Consider the following 24,581-nt stretch of genomic DNA (forward strand, 5'->3'; position numbering starts at 1 on the left):
TTTTTCTTTTTGCCTCGTTACAGGAAGATTAACTCATTAATTTTATGATAGTTAAACTTGTTGCATAACGGCTGTCCTACGTAGTTATACGTAATACCTAAGGCTAATGTCTTATTGATGAATTACTCGCTTCCGTGTTCATGCCCATTTCGCATTCGACAACATTGTTACATCTTTTATACCGAATACAGCCAATCCTAATGAAATGGATGACAACAATAACCTTGGTGATAAAGGACGTGAACGATGAGTCTAATCCAAAAATCTTTAAAACGAGTGCTCAAAACAACCGCTGTCGTTGCCGCGATGACATTCGTTGTGACTTCTGCAAATGCTGCTGAAAAAGTCTATCGTTTAAAGCTTGCTGAAACTTGGGGACCTAACTTCCCTATTTTTGGTGATGCGACAAAAAACATGGCAAAAATGGCAGAGGAGATGTCCAACGGGCGTCTACAAATCCGTATTGATTCCGCAAACAAGCACAAAGCGCCTTTTGGGGTGTTTGATATGGTTAAGTCTGGCCAATACGACATGGGCCACTCGGCGTCTTACTACTGGAAGGGCAAGGTTCCAAACACACTTTACTTCACTTCTATGCCTTTCGGTATGTTACCAACTGAGCAGTATGCGTGGTTTTACTACGGCGGTGGTATGGAGCTGATGGAGAAGGTGTACTCTCCACATAATTTGATGTCTTTCCCTGGCGGTAATACCGATACTCAGATGGGCGGGTGGTTCCAGAAAGAGATCAAGTCCGTCGAGGATTTGCAGGGTTTGAAAATGCGTATCCCGGGTTTTGCTGGTGAGATTTTGGCAGAGTTAGGTGCAAAACCAACGAATATCGCCCCTGGTGAGCTATATACCTCTCTAGAGCGTCGCACAATTGATGCCTTGGAGTGGGTTGGTCCATCATTGGACTTGCGCATGGGCTTCCACAAAATCGCGCCATACTACTACACAGGTTGGCATGAGCCAGCAACTGAGCTTCAGTTCCTTGTTAATAAGCGTACTTGGAACCGTCTACCTGATGACCTAAAAGCGATTTTACAAGTAGCAATGAAAACCGCCGCTTACGATATGTACACGCAATCGAAACACGAAAGTGGCAAAAACTGGGCATCTATCAAATCTGAATACCCAAATGTTGAAGTCAAAGACTTCCCGCCTGAAGTAGTAGCTGCGTTGCGAGAAGCAAACGATCGTTTGTTGAAAGAACATGCAGAAAAAGATGCTTTGGCGAAAGAGATTCAAGAGTCGCAAGCGAACTACATGAATCAAGTTCGACCTTGGTCAGACATTTCACACCGAGCTTACTTAAACAGTCAAGCTCAACAATAACGTTATGACGCAGGCGACGCCGAGAGGTTTAGCCTGCGAACGAAGCCCAAGAAACTTCATAATGAATGCTCCGCACCATAGCGGAGCGTATCCAAACGTTCCACGGAGTTCGGAATGAGAAGTCTTATTTATATTGAGCGATTATTTAACCGCTTTAGCGATTTTCTCGGATGGTTGTCCAGCATCCTGTTTATTTTATTGTTGGTGAATGTGGTTTACGACGTTGTGATGCGATATGTATTCAACGATGTATCCATTGCATTCCAAGAAATGGAATGGCATCTATTCTCCGCCGTATTTCTGCTTGGTGTGCCTTACGCGATTAAGTCTGGTGGCCATGTTCGCGTCGACATTTTTTATGAACGCTTATCTTACAAAGCACAATCCATCATCGACATCATAGGCACGCTATTTTTCTTATTCCCTTTTTGCCTACTGGTGGCTTGGTTTGGTATCGATTTCGCCAAAGAAAGTTACGCGCTAGGCGAGACGTCTGGTGATCCAGGCGGATTGCCATATCGTTGGATCATCAAAGCGATGATTCCGCTGTCATTTTTCTTTATGGCAGTTAGTGGCATTGGACTGCTGCTGCATTCGATCAACAAGATTGTTAACCCTCATCTTATCTATGCCGGTAATAACGGTAAGTCGTAAAAGGAAGTCATTATGATCGGTATAGTGATGTTTTTTGTCGCGCTCTTTGCGCTTTTATTGGGATTCCCCGTTGCCTTTACTTTTGGCGGTATTGCACTGATTTTTGGTGTTTGGGCTGAAGGCATCGAGATGTTTGCTTTCATGCCATATCGTATTCAATCCATTATGGAAAATACGGTGCTAATGGCCGTACCATTGTTTGTCTTCATGGGACTAGTACTTCAGAAGACGAAGCTTGCAGAGCAACTGCTTGAGTCGATGGGACGTCTGTTTGGCGGCGTCCGTGGTGGTATTGCTATTTCGACAGTATTAGTTGGCGCATTACTTGCCGCGTCAACGGGCGTAGTCGGCGCATCAGTTGTTGCGATGGGGTTGATCTCATTGCCTGTGATGCTTAAATACAATTACGACAAAGGTTTAGCGTGTGGGACTATTTGTGCGTCTGGCACGTTGGGCCAAATTATCCCACCTTCTATCGTGTTGATCTTGTTAGGGGATGTACTTGGCGTACCGGTAGGGGACCTATTTCAAGCTGCGATTTGGCCCGGTATTACACTTGTTGGCGCCTATGTGATCTACATTCTCATCTACGCGAAGTTGAACCCTCAAGCCGCACAGGCGATAGAGCGCGATGAGTCGATCAGTCGAAAGCAAGAAGTGTTCACCGCGCTGAAAGCCGTTTTACCGCCACTAGCACTGATAATTGTGGTATTGGGCTCAATCTTTGCAGGGATTGCAACGCCAACAGAGTCAGCGGCTCTGGGCGGCGCTGGTGCGATAGTTCTGTCGTTACTGTATAAGCAGTTTAGTTGGTCGATGATTTATGATGCATCGAAAGAAACCGTTAAAGTAACCGCAATGGTCTTTGCTATTTTGCTAGGGGCAACCGCCTTCTCAATGGCATTTACCTACACTGGCGGTGATTATCTAGTCGAAGAGTGGATGCTAGAACTGCCTGGAGAAAAGTGGGGCTTCCTCATCATTACCATGGTGGTGATTCTGATTTTAGGCTTCTTTATCGACTTCGTTGAAATCTGCTTTATCATCGTGCCAATTATTGCGCCGGTCGCTGAGTTGATGGGTATCAACATGACGTGGTTTGCGATTCTTATCGCAATGAACTTACAGACATCATTCCTAACACCGCCATTTGGTTTTAGTTTGTTCTATCTAAAAGGCGTCGCACCAGCAGGTGTCACTACGCGAGATATTTACAAAGGTGTGATGCCGTTTATCGCGATTCAAATTGTCGTGTTGGCTTCTTTGCTGTTTTTCCCAGGCTTTTATGGCATGAGTTGATCACTCGATAATAAAAGAGATTTTGTGAACTGAGAGTTTTTACCTTTTGAGACAAGTTGTTAAGCTGCTATTTATGTCTAGGCGGACGAAGTAGAGTTATTTGTGCTGCTAAGATAGTGAGCTGTAAAGCAGCGTTTCATGGAGGAAAGGGATGCCTCTCAAAGCAAAGTTAATTCTGCTGACATTGATACCCGTGGTATTGGTGTCAGCGAGTATCAGTTGGATTTCTATCTATCAAACCAAGACTCTTGGCAAAAGGGAGGTAGAGATCTTTCATCAAAACCTGATCCAATCAAAAGAGGCGGCGCTCAAAGACACGGTCGACGTCGCCTTTGACTCCATTTCTTATATTTACAACGATCCAACCTTAGAAGAGGGCGTTGCTAAAACACGCGTGAAAGCGATTTTAAACCGTTTAAGCTACGGAGCAGACGGCTACTTTTTTGCTTACGATAAATACGGCACCAACCTTGTACATCCTGTTCTTCCAGAGCTAGTCGGGGAGAACTTACTCTATCTTGAAGACGAGAATGGCGATCGTCTAATCGAAGCTTTGTTGTATCAAGCTCAATCAGGTGGTGGATTTCATCAGTACCTGTGGCAAAAGCCATCTACGGGTGAGGTCGTCCCAAAGCTTAGCTACGCCGCATGGCTCGATAAGTGGGAATGGATGATAGGAACAGGGCTCTATATTGAGGACGTCAGTCAAGAAGTCGCCAATATGCGTGCTGCGGTGAACAAAAATATCGAAACGACTTTTTTCTCGGTCGTCGTGATCTTAGCGGTGACCGTTGCTGTAATTATCGTTCTCACTTTAGCGATTAATCTGCATGAACACCGTCTTGCCGATAAAAACCTTAAAGAGTTGGCACATAAAACCGTCATGTTTCAAGAGGATGAGAAAAAGCATCTAGCGAGAGAGTTGCATGATGGAATCAACCAGCTGTTAGTTTCTAGTAAATGTCATTTGGATTTAATGAGTCATAGACTGGAAGACGAAAAACTCAAATCCCACTTAGATAAATCGCAACGCTCATTGGTCACCGCGATAAATGAAGTAAGGCATATTTCTCATCAACTTCGCCCTAGCGCCCTTGATGATATCGGCTTAGAGGCGGCACTGACCACTTTACTGCAAGACTTTCACTCTCACTCTGGGATTGATATCGAGAGTAATTTTGATACTCAGCAGTACAAACTGACGTCGGAGGTCGCGACGACCTTGTATCGTGTTGCTCAAGAGTCTTTGAGCAACATCGAAAAACACGCAAGAGCGAAAAAAGTGACGGTTACTTTGCAAAAAATGGGCAATATGCTGCAATTACTCATACGTGACGACGGTGTTGGCTTTGTGGTTAACCAAGCAGTGCACCAACAAGGGATTGGGTTAAGGAACATGCAAGAGCGTGTAGAGTTCATTGGTGGTGAGTTTGAACTGATGAGTGAGCTTGGTTTAGGAACAGAGATTACCGTGCTGCTTAATTTGGATGAATTAGTTTATGGATAAACCGATTAGTGTGGTGATTGTTGATGATCATCAAGTGGTCTTAGATGGCTTCATGGCTCGCTTGGAGTTAGAGCCTGACATTGAAGTGGTCGGTACGGCAAGCAATGGGCTGGAAGCGATTGAAGTCGCAAAGCACCTTCAGCCTGATGTCATCTTGATGGACATTAGCATGCCGATAATGAACGGTATTGAAGCGACAGGGGTAATTAAAGAAGAGCGACCAGAGAGCAAAATACTTATGCTGACCATGCACGATAACCGTGAATACATCATGAAGGTCATGCAAGCTGGCGCAGTAGGGTACATGCTCAAGGAAATCTCGGCCGAGAAAATGGTGCAAGCAATAAAAACGGTGAATCAAGGTTCAACGTATTTCTGCGAGTCTGTCACACAAACGCTTTTTACCCAAGAGGTGGTGCCAGCCACTCAAAAAACGAATCCACTCAGCCGCAGGGAAGAGGCGGTGCTTAAATTAGTTGCTCAAGGAAACAGCAGTAAGAAAATAGCCACACTACTTAACATTAGCTACCGAACGGTAGAAACGCATCGCCATAACATTAAGCACAAGTTGGATTTACATTCGACGGCAGAGCTAGCGAAATATGCGTTTGAAACAGGGTTAACGGAGTAGGAGAGTAGTGCCCGCAAAAAGCGAGCACGTGAGAGCGAAATTAATCGACTTTTGTAATGCTGCCAAGCTCGAGCATTGGAGCGACATCGATATCCTCTGCATTCATCATTGTTGAGATGCGCTGAACGGAAGATAGCAGCAGAGACTGCTCCCATTCTTCCAATTTTTGGAATCGATTGATGAAGTGTTCCTGCAATGGCGTTGGTGCTTGCTTTAGGGCTTCTTGGCCTTTGCTCGTAAGTACAGCATGCACTTTACGCTTGTCTTGAACACTGCGTTGACGCTCAACAAACTGGCCTCGTTCTAGTCTATCTAGAATGGTCGTTGCGGTCGCTTGGCTCATGTTAGTGTGGCTAGACAACTGTTTAATCGTTACGTTATCTAACTCATTGATAGCACGCATCAAAATCAACTGTGGAGCGGTCAATCCAGACTCTTTGCTCAGCTTTTTAGAATGTAAATCAATAGCGCGGATGATCTGACGAATCGAGACCAATACTTCTTCGTACTTTTCCAATTTATTCATCCAGTCTGTAGGGAACATTTATCGAGGCGACACTAACTTAAATGCGCCCTTATTTAAAGGGGTGGAATCAAAAATTACCACTACAATTTTAAGTAGTGTCTCCAATTTCATTTTGTCGCGTCGTGTAGACAAAATAAGAAGACCTAAAATTATTATAGCAATAAATGTTTGTGGTCTAACTATTGCTCTAGTGGTTTATCCTTTTAAAGGCGGAAATTGCTGAGTGAAAAGTAAGTTATTGGATTTTTTCATAGCAAAAAGATAGACAAAAACGTGTCAAATGATAGGATCTTGCGCCTTCACGGAATGTAAAACGTATCGTGTTCGAAAGATTTTTTTGTTTGGTACGTAAAAACAGTACAAAAATAGAGAGGAACGATGACAAAGGGTATAGATAAGTACAGTATCGATAGTACCGACTATACGGTAGGTCAAGACAACGTTCAAAAATGGGGTTTTGATGTTCATAACCCAGTTTTTGGTATTAGTGCAGGTTTAATTGCGCTGTTTCTTGTCGCTGCATTAGTTCTAGATGCACATACCGCAAAGACGGCACTTGATGGGCTGAAATGGAAGATCATTGGTTCATTCGATTGGTTGTTCATTATTGCAGGTAATATTTTCGTTATTTTCTGTTTGGCACTTATCGTTTCGCCAATGGGTAAAATCCGCCTAGGTGGTAAAGACGCTGTTGCCGATTACTCGTTCATGTCATGGCTTGCAATGCTATTTGCGGCTGGTATGGGTATCGGTTTAATGTTCTGGAGTGTCGCAGAACCTGTCGCTTACTTCACTGGTTGGTATGAGACGCCACTCGGTGTTGAAGCAAATACACCAGAAGCAGCGAGATTGGCACTGGGTGCGACGATGTTCCACTGGGGGCTTCACCCATGGGCAATTTACGGTGTTGTAGCACTTTCTTTAGCATTCTTTGCCTACAACAAAGGATTACCGCTGTCTATGCGCTCGATCTTCTACCCGCTTCTGGGTGATCGCGCGTGGGGCTGGGCTGGTCATATCGTGGATATCTTGGCCGTTCTTGCGACCTTGTTTGGTCTTGCAACGTCACTGGGCTTAGGTGCACAACAAGCGGCAAGTGGTATTCATCACGTATTTGGTGTTGAGCCAGGCCTTGGCCTACAAATCGTCGTCATTACCGTTGTAACTTTGCTTGCTGTTGTTTCAGTCGTACGTGGTATTGATGGTGGCGTTAAGGTCATTAGTAACATCAACATGGTTGTGGCGTTCTTGCTACTGATTCTTGTTGGTCTTATCGGTTGGGCGGCGAGTCTAGGTTCGATTCCAACCACACTTATGGCATACGTAGAGAATATTATTCCGCTAAGTAACCCGTTTGGTCGTACAGATGAAGCATGGTTCCAAGGCTGGACAGTATTCTACTGGGCTTGGTGGATTTCATGGTCACCATTCGTAGGTATGTTCATTGCGCGTGTTTCTCGCGGTCGTACCGTTCGCGAATTCATTACAGCCGTTCTATTGGTTCCAACCGCTGTTACTGTTGTTTGGATGTCAGTATTTGGTGGTCTAGCGATCGAGCAAGTTGTTGATAAAGTAGGTGAGTTGGGCACGAATGGTTTGACTGACGTTTCACTTGCTATGTTCCAAATGTTCGATGTTCTTCCATTTGGTAGCATGCTTTCAATCATTGCTGTTGTGTTGGTACTTGTGTTCTTCATCACGTCTTCTGACTCTGGTTCACTTGTTATCGACAGCATCACAGCGGGCGGTAAAGTCGACGCTCCTGTACTTCAACGTGTTTTCTGGGCATTTATGGAAGGTGCAATTGCGGTTGCTCTACTGTGGATTGGTGGCTCAGAAGCAGTTCAAGCGCTTCAGGCAGGTGCAATTTCTACAGCACTACCGTTTACCTTCATTCTGCTTGCAATGTGTGTGAGCTTATTGATGGGTATGAGAACAGAACGTCAATAACTCAGGCATTTTATAAATCTGTCTGAGTAACAAGTAATCAAAAGGCCAGCATTTTTGCTGGCTTTTTTTGTGCGGTTTTTATGACGGTGAGACAAAAAAATGACACATGAAAGTTCATATTTTACAAAGAGTTAATGTGCTATTTTGTTTTTTAAAAATTAGTGAATAGTCGTGAAAAAGTGTGTAATATTCACACACCTTAACTGTTCTCCCAACTCAAAAACTATAAATATGAAATTATCATTAAAACAAAAGCTTATTGGCGCAAGCCTCTCTGCTGTTGTTGTGATGGCAACAGCACTTACTTGGTTGTCGGCTGGTCAATTGTTTGATCAGACTCGTTCAGGTGTCTATTCACGTGCGCAAAGTCTAAGTACTACTGCGTCAGAAGGAATTTCTGATTGGGTCAATATCCGTAAAGATATTGCTACCGCATTCAACGACTACTCGACAGAGCAAGACGTTGTCCCTTTCCTACAACAAGCTCGCAAGGCTGGTGGCTTTGATGACATCTTCCTTGGTACACCAAACGGTGATATGTATCGCTCTCACCCTGAGCGTAACCGTGCTGATTACGACCCTCGTACTCGTCCTTGGTACAAAGATGCTAACGCCGCAGGTAAGCAGATCATCACAGCTGCATATCAAGATGCAATCACTAACGCGCTGCTTGTAACCATTGCTGAGCCAGTAATGAAAAATGGTCAGTTTGTTGGTGTTGTTGGTGCAGATGTACTAATCGATCAGCTCATCAGCGACGTGATTAACCTAGATGCAGGTGAAAATGCGCATGCGATGTTAATCGATATGAACGAAGGTACGTTCCTAGCGCATCCTGATAAAAGCTTAACGCTTAAGCCTATCACCAGTGTTCTAAAAGACTTTTCACAAGAGGCAATTAAGCGCGCTGCAGATGAAGGTCGTATCGAAGATACAGTAATCAAAGGCAAAGAGAAGCTTTACTACTTTAATAAAGTCCCTGGCACGCATTGGATGTTCGCGATTGAAATGGATCGCGCAACGGAAGAAGCAGGGCATGCGGTATTGCTACGTGACCTATTGATCACTGCAGTGATGATCACCATTGTGGTTATTCTTGCGGTATCTTGGTTGGTTGGTTTCTTGTTCCGTGACTTGAGCCGCGTATCAAATGCACTTGAGGAAATTGCATCTGGTGAAGGTGACTTAACGCAACGACTAGAACCACGCAGTGATGATGAAGTCGGTAAACTGGCTGAAAACTTCAACCGCTTTGTTGGCAACATGCACACGATGGTGACCAAGCTTAGCCACGTATCATCTGCGCTTTCAGAGCAAGCACGCACGACGGCACAGCAAGCTGAAGAGCGTAGTCAGCGTATCTCTTACCAGCAAGATGAGATCAACATGGTGGCGACGGCTGTGAACGAAATGGCTGCAGCGACACAAGAAATTGCAGGTAATGCAGATAGCACGGCAAGTAACTCAGAGGAAGCGGTTCAAGCTTGTTCACACGGTTCTAGCCAAGTGACTCAGACGCAAGGTTCTATCCAGAACTTGGCGCAAGAAGTTCAAGTTGCCACTGATGTGATTCAAGAGCTAGAAGCACACGGAAATAGCATCAATACGATTCTATCAACGATTCAAGGTATTGCTGAGCAAACTAACCTACTTGCACTTAACGCGGCAATTGAAGCGGCACGTGCAGGTGAACAAGGCCGTGGCTTTGCTGTGGTTGCGGATGAAGTTCGCGTATTGAGCCAACGCACTCATGCTTCAACGCAAGAGATTCAAGAAACTATCGAGATGCTACAGGGCACAACAGCGAAAGCGGTTGGCATCATGGGTGATAGCCGTCGTCTGGCTGACACCAGTGTTGATGATGCAAACGCGGCTGCAGCGAGCTTGACGCAAATCCATACTGCTGTTGAGCGCATCAGTGACATGGCAACGCAGATTGCATCGGCGGCAGAAGAGCAAGCATCGGTAACAACCGAGATCACGCGTAATACTGAAGGCATTCGTGACGTTTCTAACGAGCTGTCGGTAGAAGCTCATCAAGCAGCAGAACAAGCTGCCCACCTATCTGAGCTTTCACACGAATTAGAGCAAGAGATTCAACGCTTTAAGCTGTAATCGGATACCGATCTAAATAAAAAGGAGCCATTTGGCTCCTTTTTTGATCGCTTATTAAGCTAGCAAGACGTTATAGCCAGAACTCACTGATCGGTTGCTCTTCGCTATAATGATGGGCGATTTGCGCTTGTAGCAGTTCTGCCGTAGCAATTGCATCGGTTAATGCATGGTGAGGGGTATAGTCTGGCAAACCATAACGGCGTCGAGATTGCGCTAGCCGAACCGATTCTGGCTTTTTCCCTTTTAAACGCTCCCAGAGTGAGCCAGAGCGTTTCTGTTGAATGGTTTCTTCAAGATGCAGCGTATCTATCACTGGAAACTCAATTCCTTCCCCTAAACGGCTTTTGAGTGCTTTATCCAGAAACTCTCTCTCGATACGACGATAATGCACAACAATGATTTTTCCGCTTAAGCATGGTAGTAGCTCGCTTAAGATGTCGCCCAAGTCAGGTGCATCGATCAATTCACTGTGAGTAATACCATGTATGATTACCGAGTCTTCATCGAGAGCTCGCTGCGGGCGAACTTTCCAATGACGCGAATTGCGCAAAAAAATCCGTTTCAAGTTAAACGGCACTAAACCAATGGTAATGATGTCATGTTTTTCAGGGTTCAACCCCGTCGTTTCGAAATCTAGTGCGACAAACTCGACCTCAGACAGGGGGGTCTCTGGTGTAGGTGGTTTATTGCTATAAAACGCAATTAAATTCTCATCTTTAGCCATCTCCAACTTTTGTTCAAATTTCGCTGGCCACTGAATGGTTGGCTTCTGAAAGAGCTTTTTGATCATGTTCAACCTCACTTAAAGCTCTTATTCGCTTGGTAGCGGAACTTAAGGAAGTTCTGCCCATTGCTTAGGATTTGGAAAGCATCTTTTAGGTTACGACGTTCAAATTCAGAGAGATTTTCAGGTTCGATATTGTTATCTGGATCAATGCCTAATTCCACGTCCGTCGCTTGGTGACGAATACGCACCATGGAAATAAACTCTAACGCGTCTTTTAAGTCTTGTGCACGACCTTTTGGCAAAATGCCAGCATCAATGATGTCGTCGAGACGCTCAAACGAATTCTGTGCGCGTGAGCCAACCGCCAGAGAGTGAACGCGAATTAAGTCGACCAGAGGAGCCGTACCGCGACGTTTGAGGTTGATGGAGTTATTGTGTCTGCCATCTTTCTCCATCACAAAGTCTTTAAAGAAGCCGAGTGGTGGCGTTCGGTTAAGTGCATTACGAGCCAGACAGGCTAAGAAGCGATTGTTTTTACGCGCACGACGAACAATAAAGCTGGTTAATTGTTCTGCCCATTTTAAGCGACCGTAAACGCCATCCAAATCGAAAAAGATGGACGCGTTGAGTAGCGCTTTCGGGTTCGGGTTATCAATCCAGTCAGCGAAGCACTCTTCCCACTCTGAACGAGTCATGCGCCATAATGGGTTGGTTGCCATAATATCGCCCGTACAATACTTGTAGCCACAGGCATCTAATCCATCACTGACGTATTTCGCTAAAGCTTCGAAGTACTTGCCATGTTTCTCTTCTTGGTAGGTCTCATCTAGAATGATGGCGTTATCTTGGTCAGTCACCAACAGTTGCTCATCACGTCCCATTGAGCCAAGTGCAAGGAAACAATAAGGAATTGGTGGTGGGCCAAGCTCTTCTTCAGCCATTTCTAACAGACGCTGTTTGAAGCTTCGACCAATTACGGACATCGCACTGCCCACCATGTGTGAGTTGGCATCTTCGTTGACCAGGCGTACAAAGCTGCTTTTTACTTCTTCAGCAACAACTGCCAAATCTTCGATGGTCTGTTGTTGGAAAATGCTGCTCACCAATAAGAGCGAGTTTTGTGATTCATAACGAACAATGTCGGTTGTTTCGATAATACCAATAGGTAATTGGTTTTTAACCACAGGCAGATGGTGCACGTTGTAACGCAGCATGGTTAACATTGCTTCATAGATGTAGGCATTGTGATCAAGAGACATGACTTCAGTGGTCATCACACTTGATACATCGTCCTGTGGAGACAAGCCTTCGGCTAACACACGGGTACACAAGTCACGGTCAGTAATAATACCAAGTACCGGAGACTGTGGGTCATCTTCGTCACGAACGAAATCTGGATCGACGATAAGTAGAGCAGATACGTTGTCATTCGCCATCTGCTGCGCGGCTTGCTGGATTGTCTGTCCTCGATCAATCGTATGAGCATCGCCAGTCAGCAAGGTTTTCACTTTCGATGTCGTCAGATCATTTGCATCTTTGTTTTCTGAAATTGCTTGGCGTAAACGAGCACTATTTTCCACTTCGACAAAGTCTGCAAAGGAATCAAAGTTGTCGTATATTTCTTGGAAAACGTCACCAGGAATACAGTAGAGAAGAGTATCTTCAATGGCTTTTACCGGAAAGCGTACTTTGTTGTTGGTTAGCATTCCCATCTGGCCAAATAAGTCACCTTCATCAAGACGGTTATAAAGCTCTCCTTTGCGTCGATAAACTTCTACGACCCCGCTTCGCACCACGTAGAGATCTTGGATATAGTCTCCAAAATGGATGATTGGGGTATCTTCTCGGTAGTACGAGATCTCGACACTCTCTGTCACCTTGTTTAGTGTTTCTTCAGGGAGTTCATTGAACGGGGGATACTTGGCGAGAAAGTTATAAATCTCGAGAAGTTCTGCATCCATCGAAGGTGCCTTTTAGTTCGCAAATAATAAAGTAATCTTAACTTAGTTTTAAAACAGAGTCTTATCTGAACCGTGATTTTCGTACTCAGTCATAAGATTCTGACATATCGCACGATAAGGAATCGGCATTTCTACTACTATATAGTCACTTAAAAGGTGAGCGGACGTGGTCGACATATTTTGGGCCAATGCTTGATTTAGAGGCATAGCAGATTTCAAATCGTTACCGCGTCTGTAAACTAAGTTATTTTTGTTGAACTAAGCCACTCAAGGTGATTTGGGGGCGGTGTTTAAATAATTCTCATGAAAGGAAGTCGAATGGTGAGAAGTTTATTGCTTGCGTCTTTAGCTGCTTTGCCAGCAGTAACTAGCGCGGCGGTCATGGACCAAGCAGAAAAATTTGGGTATGAACACATTCACCTGGATGTGGGTGCCGGAACCACAAATGAAGAGTGGTTAGATAATTCGAACGCGACCACAATTGGGCTCGGTGGTAATTACTTATTTACTGAGAACTGGTTGTTTAATGTCGATTACTCGGCGCAGTTTTTCCATCCGGACGACTTTACTCTTCGCATTGACCGTTTGTTGTTTGGTGGTGGTTATCGTTATGGGATTACGGATCAATTCGATATCTACGGTAAATATGGAATAGGTGCAATCAAAGCGAAAGCGACGGACGATAAAACGGATAATACGTTATCTTCAGATAGTGAACTGCTTCAAGCCGTCACCGTTGGGGTGAATTACTTATTCAGTGAAAAACTTATTGCGACGGCCGAGGTGGAAGTTAACCGCAGTGATATCGTCGATGAGAACAATTTTAAGATAGGTTTTAACTACCAATGGCATGATGTTATTGGTACTGGTCTTTTTTATCAGTTTAGAGATACCGATTACAGCGGTGAAAGCTCTGATTATGTCAATGAAGTGGGGCTGAGTTTGAAGTTTGTCTACTAGCGGACTGGTTCATTTATTGGTAATAAATAAAAACAAAAAGGTCAGCTTATGCTGACCTTTCCTTTTAATAAAGTATGCGACTATCGATTATAAAACCGCTGCAATGCCTTTACATAGAGGACCCATATTTGACTTCGTCATACCAGCAACACTGATTCGGCCTGAACCGACGATGTAAATACCGAACTCTTCTTTCAGACGGTTTACTTGATCTTTAGATAGGCCTGAGAAAGAGAACATACCATTTTGACGTTCTATGAAGCTAAAGTCTGCGTCCACACCTTCTGATTTTAGTGTCGCTACAAATAGTTCACGCATCTCTTGGATACGGTCACGCATTTCTGCTACTTCAGCTTCCCATTCCGCACGCATTTCGGCGTTGCCAAGAATGTGAGTCACGACAGCGCTGCCGTGCGCAGGTGGGTTAGAGTAGATAGAGCGAATAATGGCTTTAACTTGCGAAAATGCGGTTGTTGCGACTTCTTCTGATTCCGCTACTAACGTGAAGGCACCAACGCGTTCGTTGTAAAGGCCAAAGTTTTTCGAGAACGAGCTCGCGACTAGGATTTCTTTGTTGTACTTAGCAAAAGTACGAAGACCCGCCGCATCCTCTTCCACGCCTTTAGCAAAGCCTTGGTATGCGAAGTCAAATAGAGGAAGCAATTTCTTCTCTGCGACTAGTTTCGCCAATGTTTCCCATTCTTCAGCAGTTGGGTCGATACCTGTAGGGTTGTGGCAGCAGCCGTGTAGAAGCACGATGTCACCTTCAGACGCAGATTGCAGATCGTTTAGCATTGCATCGAAGTCTTTGTCTTTTGTTTCTGCGTTGTAGTAGCTGTATTGTGCCGTTTCGATACCAGCGGCAGTAAATACGCCGTTGTGGTTTGCCCAAGTAGGGTTGCTGATCCAGACTTTTACATCGCCAAGTTGGCGTTTAATGAACTCACCAGCAACACGTAATGCACCAGTACCACCTGGAGCTTGAGCTGTTTTAGCGCGTTTTTCGTTTACAATTTCTGCATCAGAGCCGAAAAGCAGTTTTTGTACTGCAATGCCGTACTCTGCTGTGCCTTCGATAGTTAGGTAAGACTTGGTTTTTTCAGTTTCAACAAGCGCTGCCTCAGCTTTCTTTACTGTTGCAAGAACGGGAGTTTCGCCTTGCTCGTTTTTGTAAATACCTACGCCAAGGTTAATTTTGTCTGCGCGAGTATCTTTTTTAAACTCTTCAGTAAGGCCAAGAATAGGGTCAGCCGGAGCGGCAACTACTTTTTCAAACATAATCTTCATCCATGTTAATCGAAGGGGTGTGCTAACATTTATACCTTTCAGCAATATTGGTTACAACCGTTACTGAAAAGAAAACCTAAAAAAGTTGCTATTTGAAACAGAATTCTAACATAACTAAAGTTTTTGCCATGAAAACGTTTGGTAGGCACAGAGTTTGAAGGGGATTTATACCATGGTTGATGAAGTTTTGTTCACGTGCCAATCGTTTGACTTCAGTGCTTTGCGTTAGTGATTTACGTGGAGTGGCGGTTACTAGTTGAGACAAAAACGCCCCACTAAAGGTGGAGCGTTTGCTTGTAAGAAGTATAGATGTTGGCTGATGTTATTTCTTCAGATCGATTTCAGACTCAACCGCATTGGTTTCGATGTCTGGGTTAGAAGAAAGCTTCTCAGTCGCCCAGTCGTTCATATGCTTTAAGATTGCTTTTAACGCGTGCTTCTCTGTTGGGACTTCCGCTTTTTCGACTTCAAGCTTTTGTTTCGGGTGTGTGCCCGTCGCATCTTCCGCTACGTGTAGCCAATCTGGGTGCCAATAATAAGGTTGGCCGGAAGGTGAACTCCAAGAATGTACGCCGTTGGATTCACCTTTGTATTTAATGTCTTCTTCGTTGTATTTCGCCATTATTGTTTTCTCTCATAATCCATGAGTTGAGGTGTGCATCACCATTACTATCTAAATGTAACAGATGTAATGAAAATTAATGTGATAACTATCGACTTATTTTGTCATTCGATAGCTACAGACGATGCGTACTTCTCATTCAGAAGAATTTATTATTTGGCAGGTTTTGGCTTTATCTGCGTTTAAAGCATACGACGATGGATTCGCCTGCCTAACGCTATTCTTGAACGGTGATAGAGCCTAAACTACTCGTCATTCAAGTGTTTGAGAATCGCCGCTTTTGCATGCTCTTCTGTTGCGGCCTCTCCGTCAGGGACTTCAAGGTCAGCCTTTTTGTGTTCACCCAAAGCATCTTCAGCGATATGCAACCAATCAGGATGCCAGTAATAAGGGGTTGTGCCGCCAGGATGGTCCCAGCTATGTACACCTTTATGTTTCCCGCGATAAGAGAGATCGTCCATTGTAAATACTTTCATCGCTTCCTCCCGGCTTAAAAGATAGATGTCTAAGTGGATTTAACACTCTCAGCTCCGTGGAATGCCTTGCTTTTCGGACAAGGCAAAGATTTAAGACCACTCGGACGTATCAGTAAAAGTATGGAACATAAATTCTCACTTCGTCGTCGAAATTGCTATTAACAAGCTTGATAAATTACGTTGCTAAATTGACTACTGCCATATCAGAATGCTGGCGCGAAGTATGCTATGGTGCAGCTGCAAGTGAAATGAGGGATACATGAATCGATACCGTCAATTGGCCGAATTGTTTAAGGCACAAATTCAGAAAGATACTTGGAGAGCAGGGGAGAAGCTGCCTTCAATACGCGTCACCAGCCGCAATCATTCCGTAAGTGCAGGTACGGTATTACAAGCCTATCAATTGCTAGAGGCGCAAGGCTGGGTGATAGCAAAGCCTCAATCTGGTTACTATGTGACTGCCGATCTTGAACGTCTCACTAATACTAATGGAATTAAAAGCAACAATACACCATGTACCAAGTTGAATGATGAGTTGTATTCGTTTTTGAAGCACCAAGCAACATCGGATGTTGTTCATTTAGGCTCGGCGTTTCCGGATCCGTGTTTGTTTCCTTTAGAGTCGCTTAACCGTAATTTGGCCAGCTCGGGACGAAAAATGGGGCCGGATAAGTTGCTAGACAACCTACCTCCTGGTGCTGAGTCGTTAAGGCGACTCGTCGCTCAGAGGTATATTCATCATGGGATATCACTAACCCATGATGATGTGGTTATTACTTCCGGTGCGCTAGAAGCATTGAACTTGAGTTTGCAAGCGGTCACCCGACCAGGTGATACCGTCGTTGTCGAATCCCCAACGTTTTATGGCGCACTTCAAGCAGTAGAACGGTTGGGGCTCAAGGCTATAGAAATCAGTGTCGATGATGAGAGTGGGCATTCGCTTGAGCAAATCGAAGCAGCCTTTGCCAATGAAGACGTTCGGGCTTGTTGGTTAATGACGAACTTTCATAATCCAACCGGAGCTTCTTTGTCTGATGAACACAAACGATACATTGTTGAGTTAGCCAATCGATATGATGTGTATCTCATCGAAGACGATGTGTACTCTGAGCTGTATTTTTCTGACAAAAGGCCGAACTCATTAAAGAGCTTTGATGAGCAAGAGCGTGTCCTTCATTGTGGTTCTTTTTCTAAGAGTTTATGCCCTGGATATCGCTTGGGTTGGGTGGTGAATAAGCGTTTTAACGAGACTATTCAAAAGCTCCAGTTAATATCGACATTGTCTGGGAGTGCCCCTATTCAGCAGGGGGTTGCACATTACTTACAAAACGACAGTTACGACAACCACCTGAGAAAGCTGCGTAAGACACTGCAACACCGTCAAGCTGACTTCGTGGATTTACTCGCAAAGCACATACCTAAAGAGGTTACCTATCAACGTCCTGATGGTGGTTACTTTCTTTGGCTGAAATTGCCAGATGGAATATCAAGTAAAGCGGTATATCAAGCACTATTATCTGAGCAGGTTACCGTCGCTTATGGCAAACTCTTTTCGATAAGTGATCAATACGAAAACTATTTAAGACTGAATACATCGCTTCCTTTAGAAACGAGTTTAGAACGTGCTATCAAAAGGTTAGGTGATTTGCTTCGCGAATTACTCAGAATTGAAACTCATTAAACTGCTTAGTGTTTTTTTGCTCCAACTGTATCAGCGCCATTTTTGAAAATTATGCTTCAATCATTATTCAGGTCGACAGACCTTGGACGATTAAGCAGGATTTAAGATGAAAAAGCAGTTGGTTAAACATGAGTTAAGGTTAATCGCCGTTGCTATTTTTAGTGCGTTTTTACTGGTATTTGCGCATCTCATTTTGGCGAAGTCTTTCTCTCATATGGCATGGACAGAGTACACCGCGGCCGTGATCCCTTTCGTAATGTTTGGCTTATGTATTGTGGGCGTAAAGTATGCTGAAAAAGCGGACAGAGATAAGGAAGAAGACTAACTCAAGCTTGAGTTACTTAGCAGATGGTATTGACGGTTGAGCACAAAATAAAAGACCTCCACTAGGGAGGTCTTTTCTAATTCTGTCTCACTAAAAAGTGATTAGAAGTTCGCAGAGCGAGGCGTACGTGGGAATGGAATTACGTCACGAACGTTGCCCATGCCTGTTACGTAAGATACTAGACGCTCAAAGCCTAGACCAAAGCCTGCGTGTGGCACTGTGCCGTAACGGCGTAAGTCGCGGTACCAGCTCATGTGCTCAGGGTCGATACCCATTTCGCGCATACGTGCATCCAGTACGTCTAGACGCTCTTCACGCTGAGAACCACCGATGATTTCACCGATGCCAGGTGCTAGAACGTCCATTGCCGCTACCGTCTTACCATCATCGTTCATACGCATGTAGAATGCTTTGATGTCTTTCGGGTAGTTCTTAACGATTACCGGTGCTTTGAAGTGCTCTTCCGCTAGGAAACGCTCGTGCTCAGATGACATATCAATACCCCACTCAACTGGGAATTCGAACTCACGGCCAGAATCCAGCAGAATTTGGATCGCGTCAGTGTAGTCAACTTGTGCGAAGTCAGAAGAAACAAAGTTCTCTAGACGGCTAACGGCTTCTTTGTCGATGCGCTGAGCAAAGAACTCAAGGTCATCGCGACGCTCTTCAAGTACTGCTTTGAATACGTACTTAAGCATGTCTTCAGCCAGTTTCGCAACGTCGTCCAGTTCTGCAAACGCAACTTCAGGCTCAACCATCCAGAACTCTGCTAGGTGGCGGCTTGTGTTTGAGTTTTCAGCACGGAAAGTAGGGCCGAAAGTGTAAACCTTGCTTAGTGCACAAGCGTAAGCTTCCGCGTTTAGCTGACCAGATACCGTAAGAAAAGTTTCTTTACCGAAGAAGTCTTCGTTGTAGTCTACTTTGCCAGCGTCTGTACGAGGCAGGTTTTCCATGTCTAACGTAGAAACGCGGAACATTTCACCTGCACCTTCAGCATCTGAAGCTGTAATTAGTGGTGCAGATACCCAGAAGTAACCTTGCTCGTGGTAGAAGCGGTGGATCGCTTGAGATAGGCAGTTACGTACACGTGCTACCGCACCGATTACGTTTGTGCGCGGACGTAGGTGCGCTACTTCACGTAGGTATTCGATAGAGTGACGAGTTTTTGCCATCGGGTAAGTTTCTGCGTCTTCAACCCAACCAACCACTTTAACACCAGTGGCAGCAAGTTCGAAGTCTTGGCCCTTTGCAGGAGATTCAACAATCTTACCAGTTACTTCAACAGAGCAGCCAGTCGTTAGCTTTAGTACTTCGTCTTCGTAATTATTAAGATTATTTGGGACCACGGCCTGAATCGGGTCGAAACAAGAGCCGTCATATATGGCAAGGAAAGAGATTCCAGCTTTGGAATCACGACGTGAACGGATCCAGCCACGAACAGTCACTTCGCTGTCTACTGCTAGCTGACCTTTCAATACGTCTGATACAGGCGCGTAAGTCATGTTTTCAATATTCTCCATTGAGGTAAAAATTCAACCCAACACTTATTAAAGTACTTGTCTAATAACATTTTTGTTCAAAAAACAAGCTAAGTGCTGAGTTGGGTAGCATTTTACAGATTCAACGAGACATATTACCTGTCAATTCGCTCGCATCAACCTTTATATTCATTTTGATGGGGAGAATCTCTCTATTTATTCACTCTTTGATGCTCTGAAAGTGTGAATTGGTTAAGTAATTGCTCTAAACGTTCGGATAGATGCTCTAAATCAACACTAATATCACGCGTGTGCGATGCTGATTGCGATGTGTCGTCAGCATGCAGTGTGATCACATCAATTTTGGATTGAATACGCTGACTGACGTCGGATGTGGTTTGCGTCTGGCTTTGAATGTTTTCCGCATGTTTCAGAACTTGATGCATTTCATCGACAACGTTATGCATCGTGACTGAAAGTGTCTCGACATCGACTGAACGTTGGTGAGCAAACTGGCAGACAGTATCCACAGAGGCTAAGGACTCTTCACTCCCTTGCTGGAATTGAGAAATGATATGCTCAATGTTGCCTGTGGCTTCGGCGGTCCGAGAAGCTAGGTTACGCACTTCCTCCGCGACGACGGCAAAACCGCGTCCTTGCTCTCCGGCTCGGGCGGCTTCAATTGCAGCATTCAACGCGAGTAGGTTCGTTTGTTCTGCAATGCCTTTAATGACCCCAAGAATGGATGATACTTCTTCGGTTCTTTGGTTTAACGAACTGATTTTCTCCCGCACGCCGTCAATATTGCTCACCAAGTGTTTGATGTCTTCGCTCACGCTGTGTGCTTGGCTTGCGCTGTGAGTAGCAACATCAACGGTGTGGTTGACTAGAGCTGTGGCGTTATTGGTTGAGTCTTCAACGGCGGTTTGTTGTTGCAACATGTCGGTGATGTTGCTTTGTACGTCACTGGTTTCCAATTGTTGATTATTGGCCGCTTTGTCTGTTGATTGTGCAACATCCGTTAACTGACTGGCTGAATTGGCAAGAGAGTGGGAGGTGTCTTGTACACGCTCTAAACTCTCAGATACCGTGTCCATAAACGAATTAATCGCGATAGAAAGTTGGCCTACCTCATCTTTTTGGTGATGAACAAGTCGTTGAGATAGATCTTTACTATTGCTCACATTCGCCATGAATTGCGACGTTTTTTGTATTGGGCGAACAATGATCTTACGAATCAAACTCATCGTTATAATAAAACCAACAAACGCGATAACGGCCATTATTCCCATCGCAAACATTGCCTGTTTATTGATCATTGAATTGACGTGGTTCATGTTGTATTCCAAACGAATCGCGCCCAATACTTCGCCTTCTGGTGCTACATGGCAAGAAACGCAGTTGGTGCCACGATAATTTTCGCTTGATTTCATTGGTAGCGCGACAACCAGTCCGTTCCCCCAATTGTCTGAAATTGGCTCAATGACCAGTTCGCCATTTAAAGCTCGTTGATCAATATCATCGACCGGTTGTTGGTTTGCTTGTCCTGGTCCGTAAAGCTTGGTGACGGTATCGGCCCGCAACACGCGAACTTCTTCAATCCCTTCTTGAGCGAGTGCTTTTTTTCGCAAAGTTTCTTTTTGCGACATGGTGCCTGTTAGCATCATCATGTTTAGGCTATCGAAGTAATTACTGGCCTTATCATGAAGCTGTTCACTGAGAACATCATTGATTAAGGTTTTTTGTTGATGGTATTGATAAGCCGTAGAGGCAGCCAGAACACAGCTGAAGACGGTAATTAACGCGAGCAAGAGCTTAAAAGTGATAGTTGAGCGCATAAATTTATAAGTGTAATTGGAACGAACTGCACAATCTTAATGTGCACAAATGCGCACTGCGAACAACGAAATGAATGATTGTGACCCCACTCATGTTGGGGATATGTAATTGTGATGTGAGTGCTGTGTAATCAAATGTTTGGCGCATGACAGAAATACGACGTTCAGGACAAAGGTTTAATTATTTTCGCTGAGAACAAACGGCGTTTTGCTACGCTTGTATTGAGTAGCACTTGTCTGTTGGCAGTGAATTCCTTAGTATTGCGTGTCTTTTTAAAGCCTGAGAATCAAGATGAAAACAGAATTGTACAAAGAGTTTATGTTCGAAGCGGCACATCACTTGCCACATGTACCTGAAGGCCATAAGTGTGGTCGTTTGCATGGACACTCTTTCTTAGTTCGTCTTTATGTAGAAGGTGAGGTAGACCCGCATACTGGTTGGGTAGTGGATTTCGCTGAAATCAAAGCGGCATTCAAACCAATTTACAATCGTTTAGACCATTATTACCTGAACGACATTGAAGGTTTGGAGAATCCGACGAGCGAAGTGTTAGCAAAATGGATTTGGCAACAGCTTAAGCCAAGTTTACCGTTGCTAAGCAAAGTAGAAATCAAAGAGACGTGCACAGCCGGTTGTATTTACAAAGGTGAATAAGTCACTTTTTATTGAGCATTGAAGACAAAGGCAAGCCATGAGCTTGCCTTTGTTGTATCTGGATATTCCCTATTTTTTATACTTTTCTTGCTAGCTCAGTGGATGACGTAAAATCCACTCTTTTTCGTTCTCACCAAACGTTGTTTTCTCTGTATTGATGAATCCACACGCATCAAGAAAACTGATAGCGTATTGCTGACTCTGTGGCACAGTGACGCAAAGAGAGGTGCTTTCAGGGTCAATGGTATACGCATAAACGAACAGTTTGCGTAAAGCTTCACTCCCAACCCCTTGGCGTTGGAAACGTTGATCAACCATCAAGTACTTGAGCCCCAGCTCGTGCCTTTTGGCAAAGGGCGCATGTTGGGAGAAGCCTTTATCGATAACAAGATAGCCAACTAATAGATCGTCAGAATAAATCGTAAAGAACGCTTCAGACTTATTGCGTTTTTGATAAGCCATTTCAAACGGCGTAGAAAATCCTTTCTGCTCTTCCTGCACATCCAATTGCATCAAACTCGAAAAATCTTTCAGTTTGGTGGGTTTAATAGCAATCATGGTTCAACCACAAATTGGCGGCATATCCTCATGCCGCCACGAGCTTTAATAGAGTATTCCCTCTAGTTTAAGTAACTCACGAGGTTAAGAAAAGCTAGAAATGCAGAGGATAATAATAACCTTGGTGAATATAGGCGCCTAATGTTGTGAGTAAGTGAGCGCTATCGGCGGTTTCTACGCCTTCAACAATGACTGTACACCGATACGTATTTCCCATGGCGATTAACTGACGCAACGTTTCCACTTTCTTATCGTCCGACTTTAAACCAATCACAAACTCCCGATCTATTTTCAAATAATCTGGATTGATTTTACTGATGAGCGACACGTTGTTGTTGCCAGTGCCAAAGTCATCGATACTGATTTTACAATCCAGTGCTTTTAGTTTCGCGACATTGCCATAAATCTCGGAGGTATAGTACATCGATGCATTTTCCGTGATTTCAATCGTCAGCAAACGACAATCTCGGTTAGATAGTTCTCTGTGTAGGATTGAAAAGTTGCGTCCTCGCAGCAAAGAAGGACAAATATTGATGCTGATAGGAATAGGCAACGCTTTGTGCTTAGTATAGATGGACTCTATCACCAGTAAGGTATGAGTAAGGAGTAGCCCATTTCGGATCAGTGTCTCAATAAACCGTTGCGTATTTTTTACCTTAAACCGCGAGAGCGCTTCGTAATGCACAATCTTTTGCGCTGAAGTGTCATAAATCGGCTCCAGTTTGATTTTAAATTGTCGAATTGCACACAAATAAGCCATAAAGGCTTGTAGGGAGCGATGACGCAGTATTATTAGAAACAGCAAGCTTAATAAAATGATGCTTTGAAACGGTCCAGAGATGTAATACACCTCTTTATAGCCGCTGTTCTTCACGTGATAGTTGAAAAAGCGTTCATTGGTGTTACCAATTTCTAAAGAGGTCCCTGTATTGGTTGATAGCTTCATGCCGGAAAGAAAAAAACGCGAAATATGATTTTCAACGTTGTCGGATAAGTTAATGTTTTTGACACGAACCAAAACGGTCGCGTTATTCAAGTCAAATGATTGGGTCGTATAATTGCTATTATTACTCCACTCTTCAAATGCTTTTTTGCTGACAGGGACAACGGTTTCTGGGGTGACTAAACACCGGATATTGAAACGGTCCAGCATCATGCTCGACTCGACCAGCTTTACATTATCAAAGAGCGACTTCAATTCTCTTTCATCAGCAAAGCAGCTCTTTTGGGAAAGGTTCTCTGCAATTTCGAAGGCGTTATCCAGATAATTATGTTTCACAATGCTGTTTATCGCGTAGTAACAGATGGCAAAGAAAATGATCGCTGTGATCAACACGACCCACAACGTATCTGAATAGATCTTTTTATTACGCAGACAAATACGAAGGGCTTTGCCAAGGCTGTTTGTTGTGTATTGATTGATCTTGTGTTGATGGTCGATGCCATTCTGATGGTTGTTTTGCATAGTAAAAGGGATGAAGTATCCGGTCCGGTGAATATTTTCGATAATATTTTTTTTTGTGGTTACGTGTTCTTCCGTGAGCTTGCGAAATTTCTTTCTTAGAGCGGCCACCGCGTTTTTAAAGCCATTTTCAGGCAGTGTCATTTTGTATTGTTGAGTGATTTTGCTTTCTATCAATCGCTGGCTAATTGGCGTATTTAAGCTGCCGTATTTGGCGATGGTTGACAGAATGGCGTACTCATTTGGGTTGACAGGAATGGAGTGGTGGAGTGATTGATTGAGCTCTAAAGATATTTCGTTTTCGGACAAGCAAACGCAGATTTGGTTTCCAATTTCAAACCTAATCATGTGTTGGTGTGCTCCAAGTTTAATTTTTGGCTACGTTATCAATAAAGCTAGGAGAGGGATGTGATTTTTTACGGGGATATCCATAATAATTGGATATATTCAAGGTTTTAGGTTTTTTTATGCTGGGCGTAGCAACCCATTATTCATGGTTAGTGAGGTATAAAAAACCCGAGCAGCGGCTCG

At 44.1% G+C, this 24,581-nt stretch carries 21 protein-coding genes; 11 read left to right on the plus strand and 10 right to left on the minus strand.

Going from position 1 to position 24,581, the window contains the following annotated elements; genetic code table 11:
• Window positions 1-246: 246 nt before the first annotated feature.
• The 5 genes from D8S93_RS03715 (at window position 247) to D8S93_RS03735 (ending at window position 5,429) form a co-directional block, all read left to right on the plus strand.
• Complete coding sequence (locus D8S93_RS03715) at window positions 247-1,338, plus strand: TRAP transporter substrate-binding protein (protein WP_005394734.1); 1,092 nt, start codon at window positions 247-249, stop codon at window positions 1,336-1,338.
• Between the two features lie 114 nt (window positions 1,339-1,452).
• Window positions 1,453-1,992 carry a TRAP transporter small permease subunit gene (locus D8S93_RS03720; RefSeq protein ID WP_012841642.1) on the plus strand — a complete coding sequence of 180 codons (540 nt, stop codon included), beginning with the start codon at window positions 1,453-1,455 and terminating at the stop codon, window positions 1,990-1,992.
• A 12-nt stretch (window positions 1,993-2,004) separates the two neighbouring features.
• Window positions 2,005-3,291: a TRAP transporter large permease gene (locus tag D8S93_RS03725; protein WP_005394731.1), complete on the plus strand. Its 1,287-nt coding sequence runs from the start codon at window positions 2,005-2,007 to the stop codon at window positions 3,289-3,291.
• A gap of 151 nt (window positions 3,292-3,442) precedes the next feature.
• A complete protein-coding gene (locus tag D8S93_RS03730) occupies window positions 3,443-4,798 on the plus strand; it encodes a cache domain-containing protein (protein ID WP_152812013.1) in 1,356 nt (451 codons plus the stop codon).
• Window positions 4,791-5,429, plus strand: coding sequence for a response regulator (locus D8S93_RS03735; protein WP_005394727.1), 639 nt, complete (start codon window positions 4,791-4,793; stop codon window positions 5,427-5,429). The genes D8S93_RS03730 and D8S93_RS03735 overlap by 8 nt, the downstream gene beginning before the upstream one ends.
• Window positions 5,430-5,469: 40 nt before the next feature.
• Here the strand turns inward: D8S93_RS03735 and D8S93_RS03740 are convergent, their stop codons facing one another.
• Entirely contained in the window at window positions 5,470-5,946 is a 477-nt protein-coding gene (locus tag D8S93_RS03740; RefSeq protein WP_031780419.1) for a MarR family winged helix-turn-helix transcriptional regulator, read from the minus strand.
• Window positions 5,947-6,333: 387 nt separating this feature from the next.
• Between D8S93_RS03740 and D8S93_RS03745 the strand changes: the two genes are divergently transcribed.
• Window positions 6,334-7,905, plus strand: coding sequence for a BCCT family transporter (locus D8S93_RS03745; protein ID WP_005394723.1), 1,572 nt, complete (start codon window positions 6,334-6,336; stop codon window positions 7,903-7,905).
• Between the two features lie 231 nt (window positions 7,906-8,136).
• A complete protein-coding gene (locus D8S93_RS03750; RefSeq protein ID WP_152812015.1) occupies window positions 8,137-10,020 on the plus strand; it encodes a methyl-accepting chemotaxis protein in 1,884 nt (627 codons plus the stop codon).
• A gap of 70 nt (window positions 10,021-10,090) precedes the next feature.
• On the opposite strand, the gene D8S93_RS03755 is transcribed toward D8S93_RS03750, so the two are convergent.
• Both D8S93_RS03755 and D8S93_RS03760 read right to left on the minus strand, forming a co-directional pair.
• Complete coding sequence (locus D8S93_RS03755) at window positions 10,091-10,810, minus strand: 3'-5' exonuclease (protein WP_152812017.1); 720 nt, start codon at window positions 10,808-10,810, stop codon at window positions 10,091-10,093.
• An 8-nt stretch (window positions 10,811-10,818) separates the two neighbouring features.
• Complete coding sequence (locus D8S93_RS03760; protein ID WP_005396868.1) at window positions 10,819-12,708, minus strand: DUF294 nucleotidyltransferase-like domain-containing protein; 1,890 nt, start codon at window positions 12,706-12,708, stop codon at window positions 10,819-10,821.
• Between the two features lie 318 nt (window positions 12,709-13,026).
• On the opposite strand from D8S93_RS03760, the gene D8S93_RS03765 reads away from it, so the two are divergent.
• Window positions 13,027-13,668, plus strand: a complete 642-nt coding sequence (locus D8S93_RS03765; RefSeq protein WP_046876189.1) for an outer membrane beta-barrel protein — start codon at window positions 13,027-13,029, stop codon at window positions 13,666-13,668.
• A gap of 87 nt (window positions 13,669-13,755) precedes the next feature.
• Here the strand turns inward: D8S93_RS03765 and D8S93_RS03770 are convergent, their stop codons facing one another.
• The 3 genes from D8S93_RS03770 to D8S93_RS03780 form a co-directional block, all read right to left on the minus strand.
• On the minus strand, window positions 13,756-14,946 hold the full coding sequence (locus D8S93_RS03770) for an amino acid aminotransferase (protein ID WP_152812019.1): 1,191 nt from the start codon (window positions 14,944-14,946) through the stop codon (window positions 13,756-13,758).
• Window positions 14,947-15,277: 331 nt separating this feature from the next.
• Entirely contained in the window at window positions 15,278-15,577 is a 300-nt protein-coding gene (locus D8S93_RS03775; protein WP_005396873.1) for a hypothetical protein, read from the minus strand.
• Between the two features lie 245 nt (window positions 15,578-15,822).
• A complete protein-coding gene (locus D8S93_RS03780) occupies window positions 15,823-16,053 on the minus strand; it encodes a hypothetical protein (protein ID WP_005396877.1) in 231 nt (76 codons plus the stop codon).
• Window positions 16,054-16,312: 259 nt separating this feature from the next.
• On the opposite strand from D8S93_RS03780, the gene D8S93_RS03785 reads away from it, so the two are divergent.
• Window positions 16,313-17,734 (plus strand): PLP-dependent aminotransferase family protein, encoded by a 1,422-nt coding sequence (locus tag D8S93_RS03785; protein WP_152812021.1) that lies wholly within the window; start codon window positions 16,313-16,315, stop codon window positions 17,732-17,734.
• A gap of 106 nt (window positions 17,735-17,840) precedes the next feature.
• A complete protein-coding gene (locus D8S93_RS03790; protein WP_012841649.1) occupies window positions 17,841-18,059 on the plus strand; it encodes a hypothetical protein in 219 nt (72 codons plus the stop codon).
• 101 nt (window positions 18,060-18,160) lie between these two features.
• Here D8S93_RS03790 and asnS read toward each other — a convergent pair whose 3' ends face one another.
• Complete coding sequence (asnS, locus tag D8S93_RS03795; RefSeq protein ID WP_046876186.1) at window positions 18,161-19,561, minus strand: asparagine--tRNA ligase; 1,401 nt, start codon at window positions 19,559-19,561, stop codon at window positions 18,161-18,163.
• Window positions 19,562-19,749: 188 nt separating this feature from the next.
• Window positions 19,750-21,375 (minus strand): methyl-accepting chemotaxis protein, encoded by a 1,626-nt coding sequence (locus D8S93_RS03800; protein WP_152812023.1) that lies wholly within the window; start codon window positions 21,373-21,375, stop codon window positions 19,750-19,752.
• Between the two features lie 292 nt (window positions 21,376-21,667).
• Here D8S93_RS03800 and queD point away from each other — a divergent pair, with 292 nt between their 5' ends.
• Complete coding sequence (queD, locus tag D8S93_RS03805; RefSeq protein WP_005376896.1) at window positions 21,668-22,030, plus strand: 6-carboxytetrahydropterin synthase QueD; 363 nt, start codon at window positions 21,668-21,670, stop codon at window positions 22,028-22,030.
• Between the two features lie 90 nt (window positions 22,031-22,120).
• Here the strand turns inward: queD and D8S93_RS03810 are convergent, their stop codons facing one another.
• Window positions 22,121-22,588 (minus strand): GNAT family N-acetyltransferase, encoded by a 468-nt coding sequence (locus D8S93_RS03810; RefSeq protein WP_152812025.1) that lies wholly within the window; start codon window positions 22,586-22,588, stop codon window positions 22,121-22,123.
• 94 nt (window positions 22,589-22,682) lie between these two features.
• On the minus strand, window positions 22,683-24,398 hold the full coding sequence (locus D8S93_RS03815; RefSeq protein WP_065646579.1) for an EAL domain-containing protein: 1,716 nt from the start codon (window positions 24,396-24,398) through the stop codon (window positions 22,683-22,685).
• Window positions 24,399-24,581: the final 183 nt, after the last annotated feature.

Source organism: Vibrio sp. VGrn 2 (genome assembly GCF_009361695.1).
Taxonomy (GTDB): Bacteria; Pseudomonadota; Gammaproteobacteria; order Enterobacterales; family Vibrionaceae; genus Vibrio; species Vibrio diabolicus.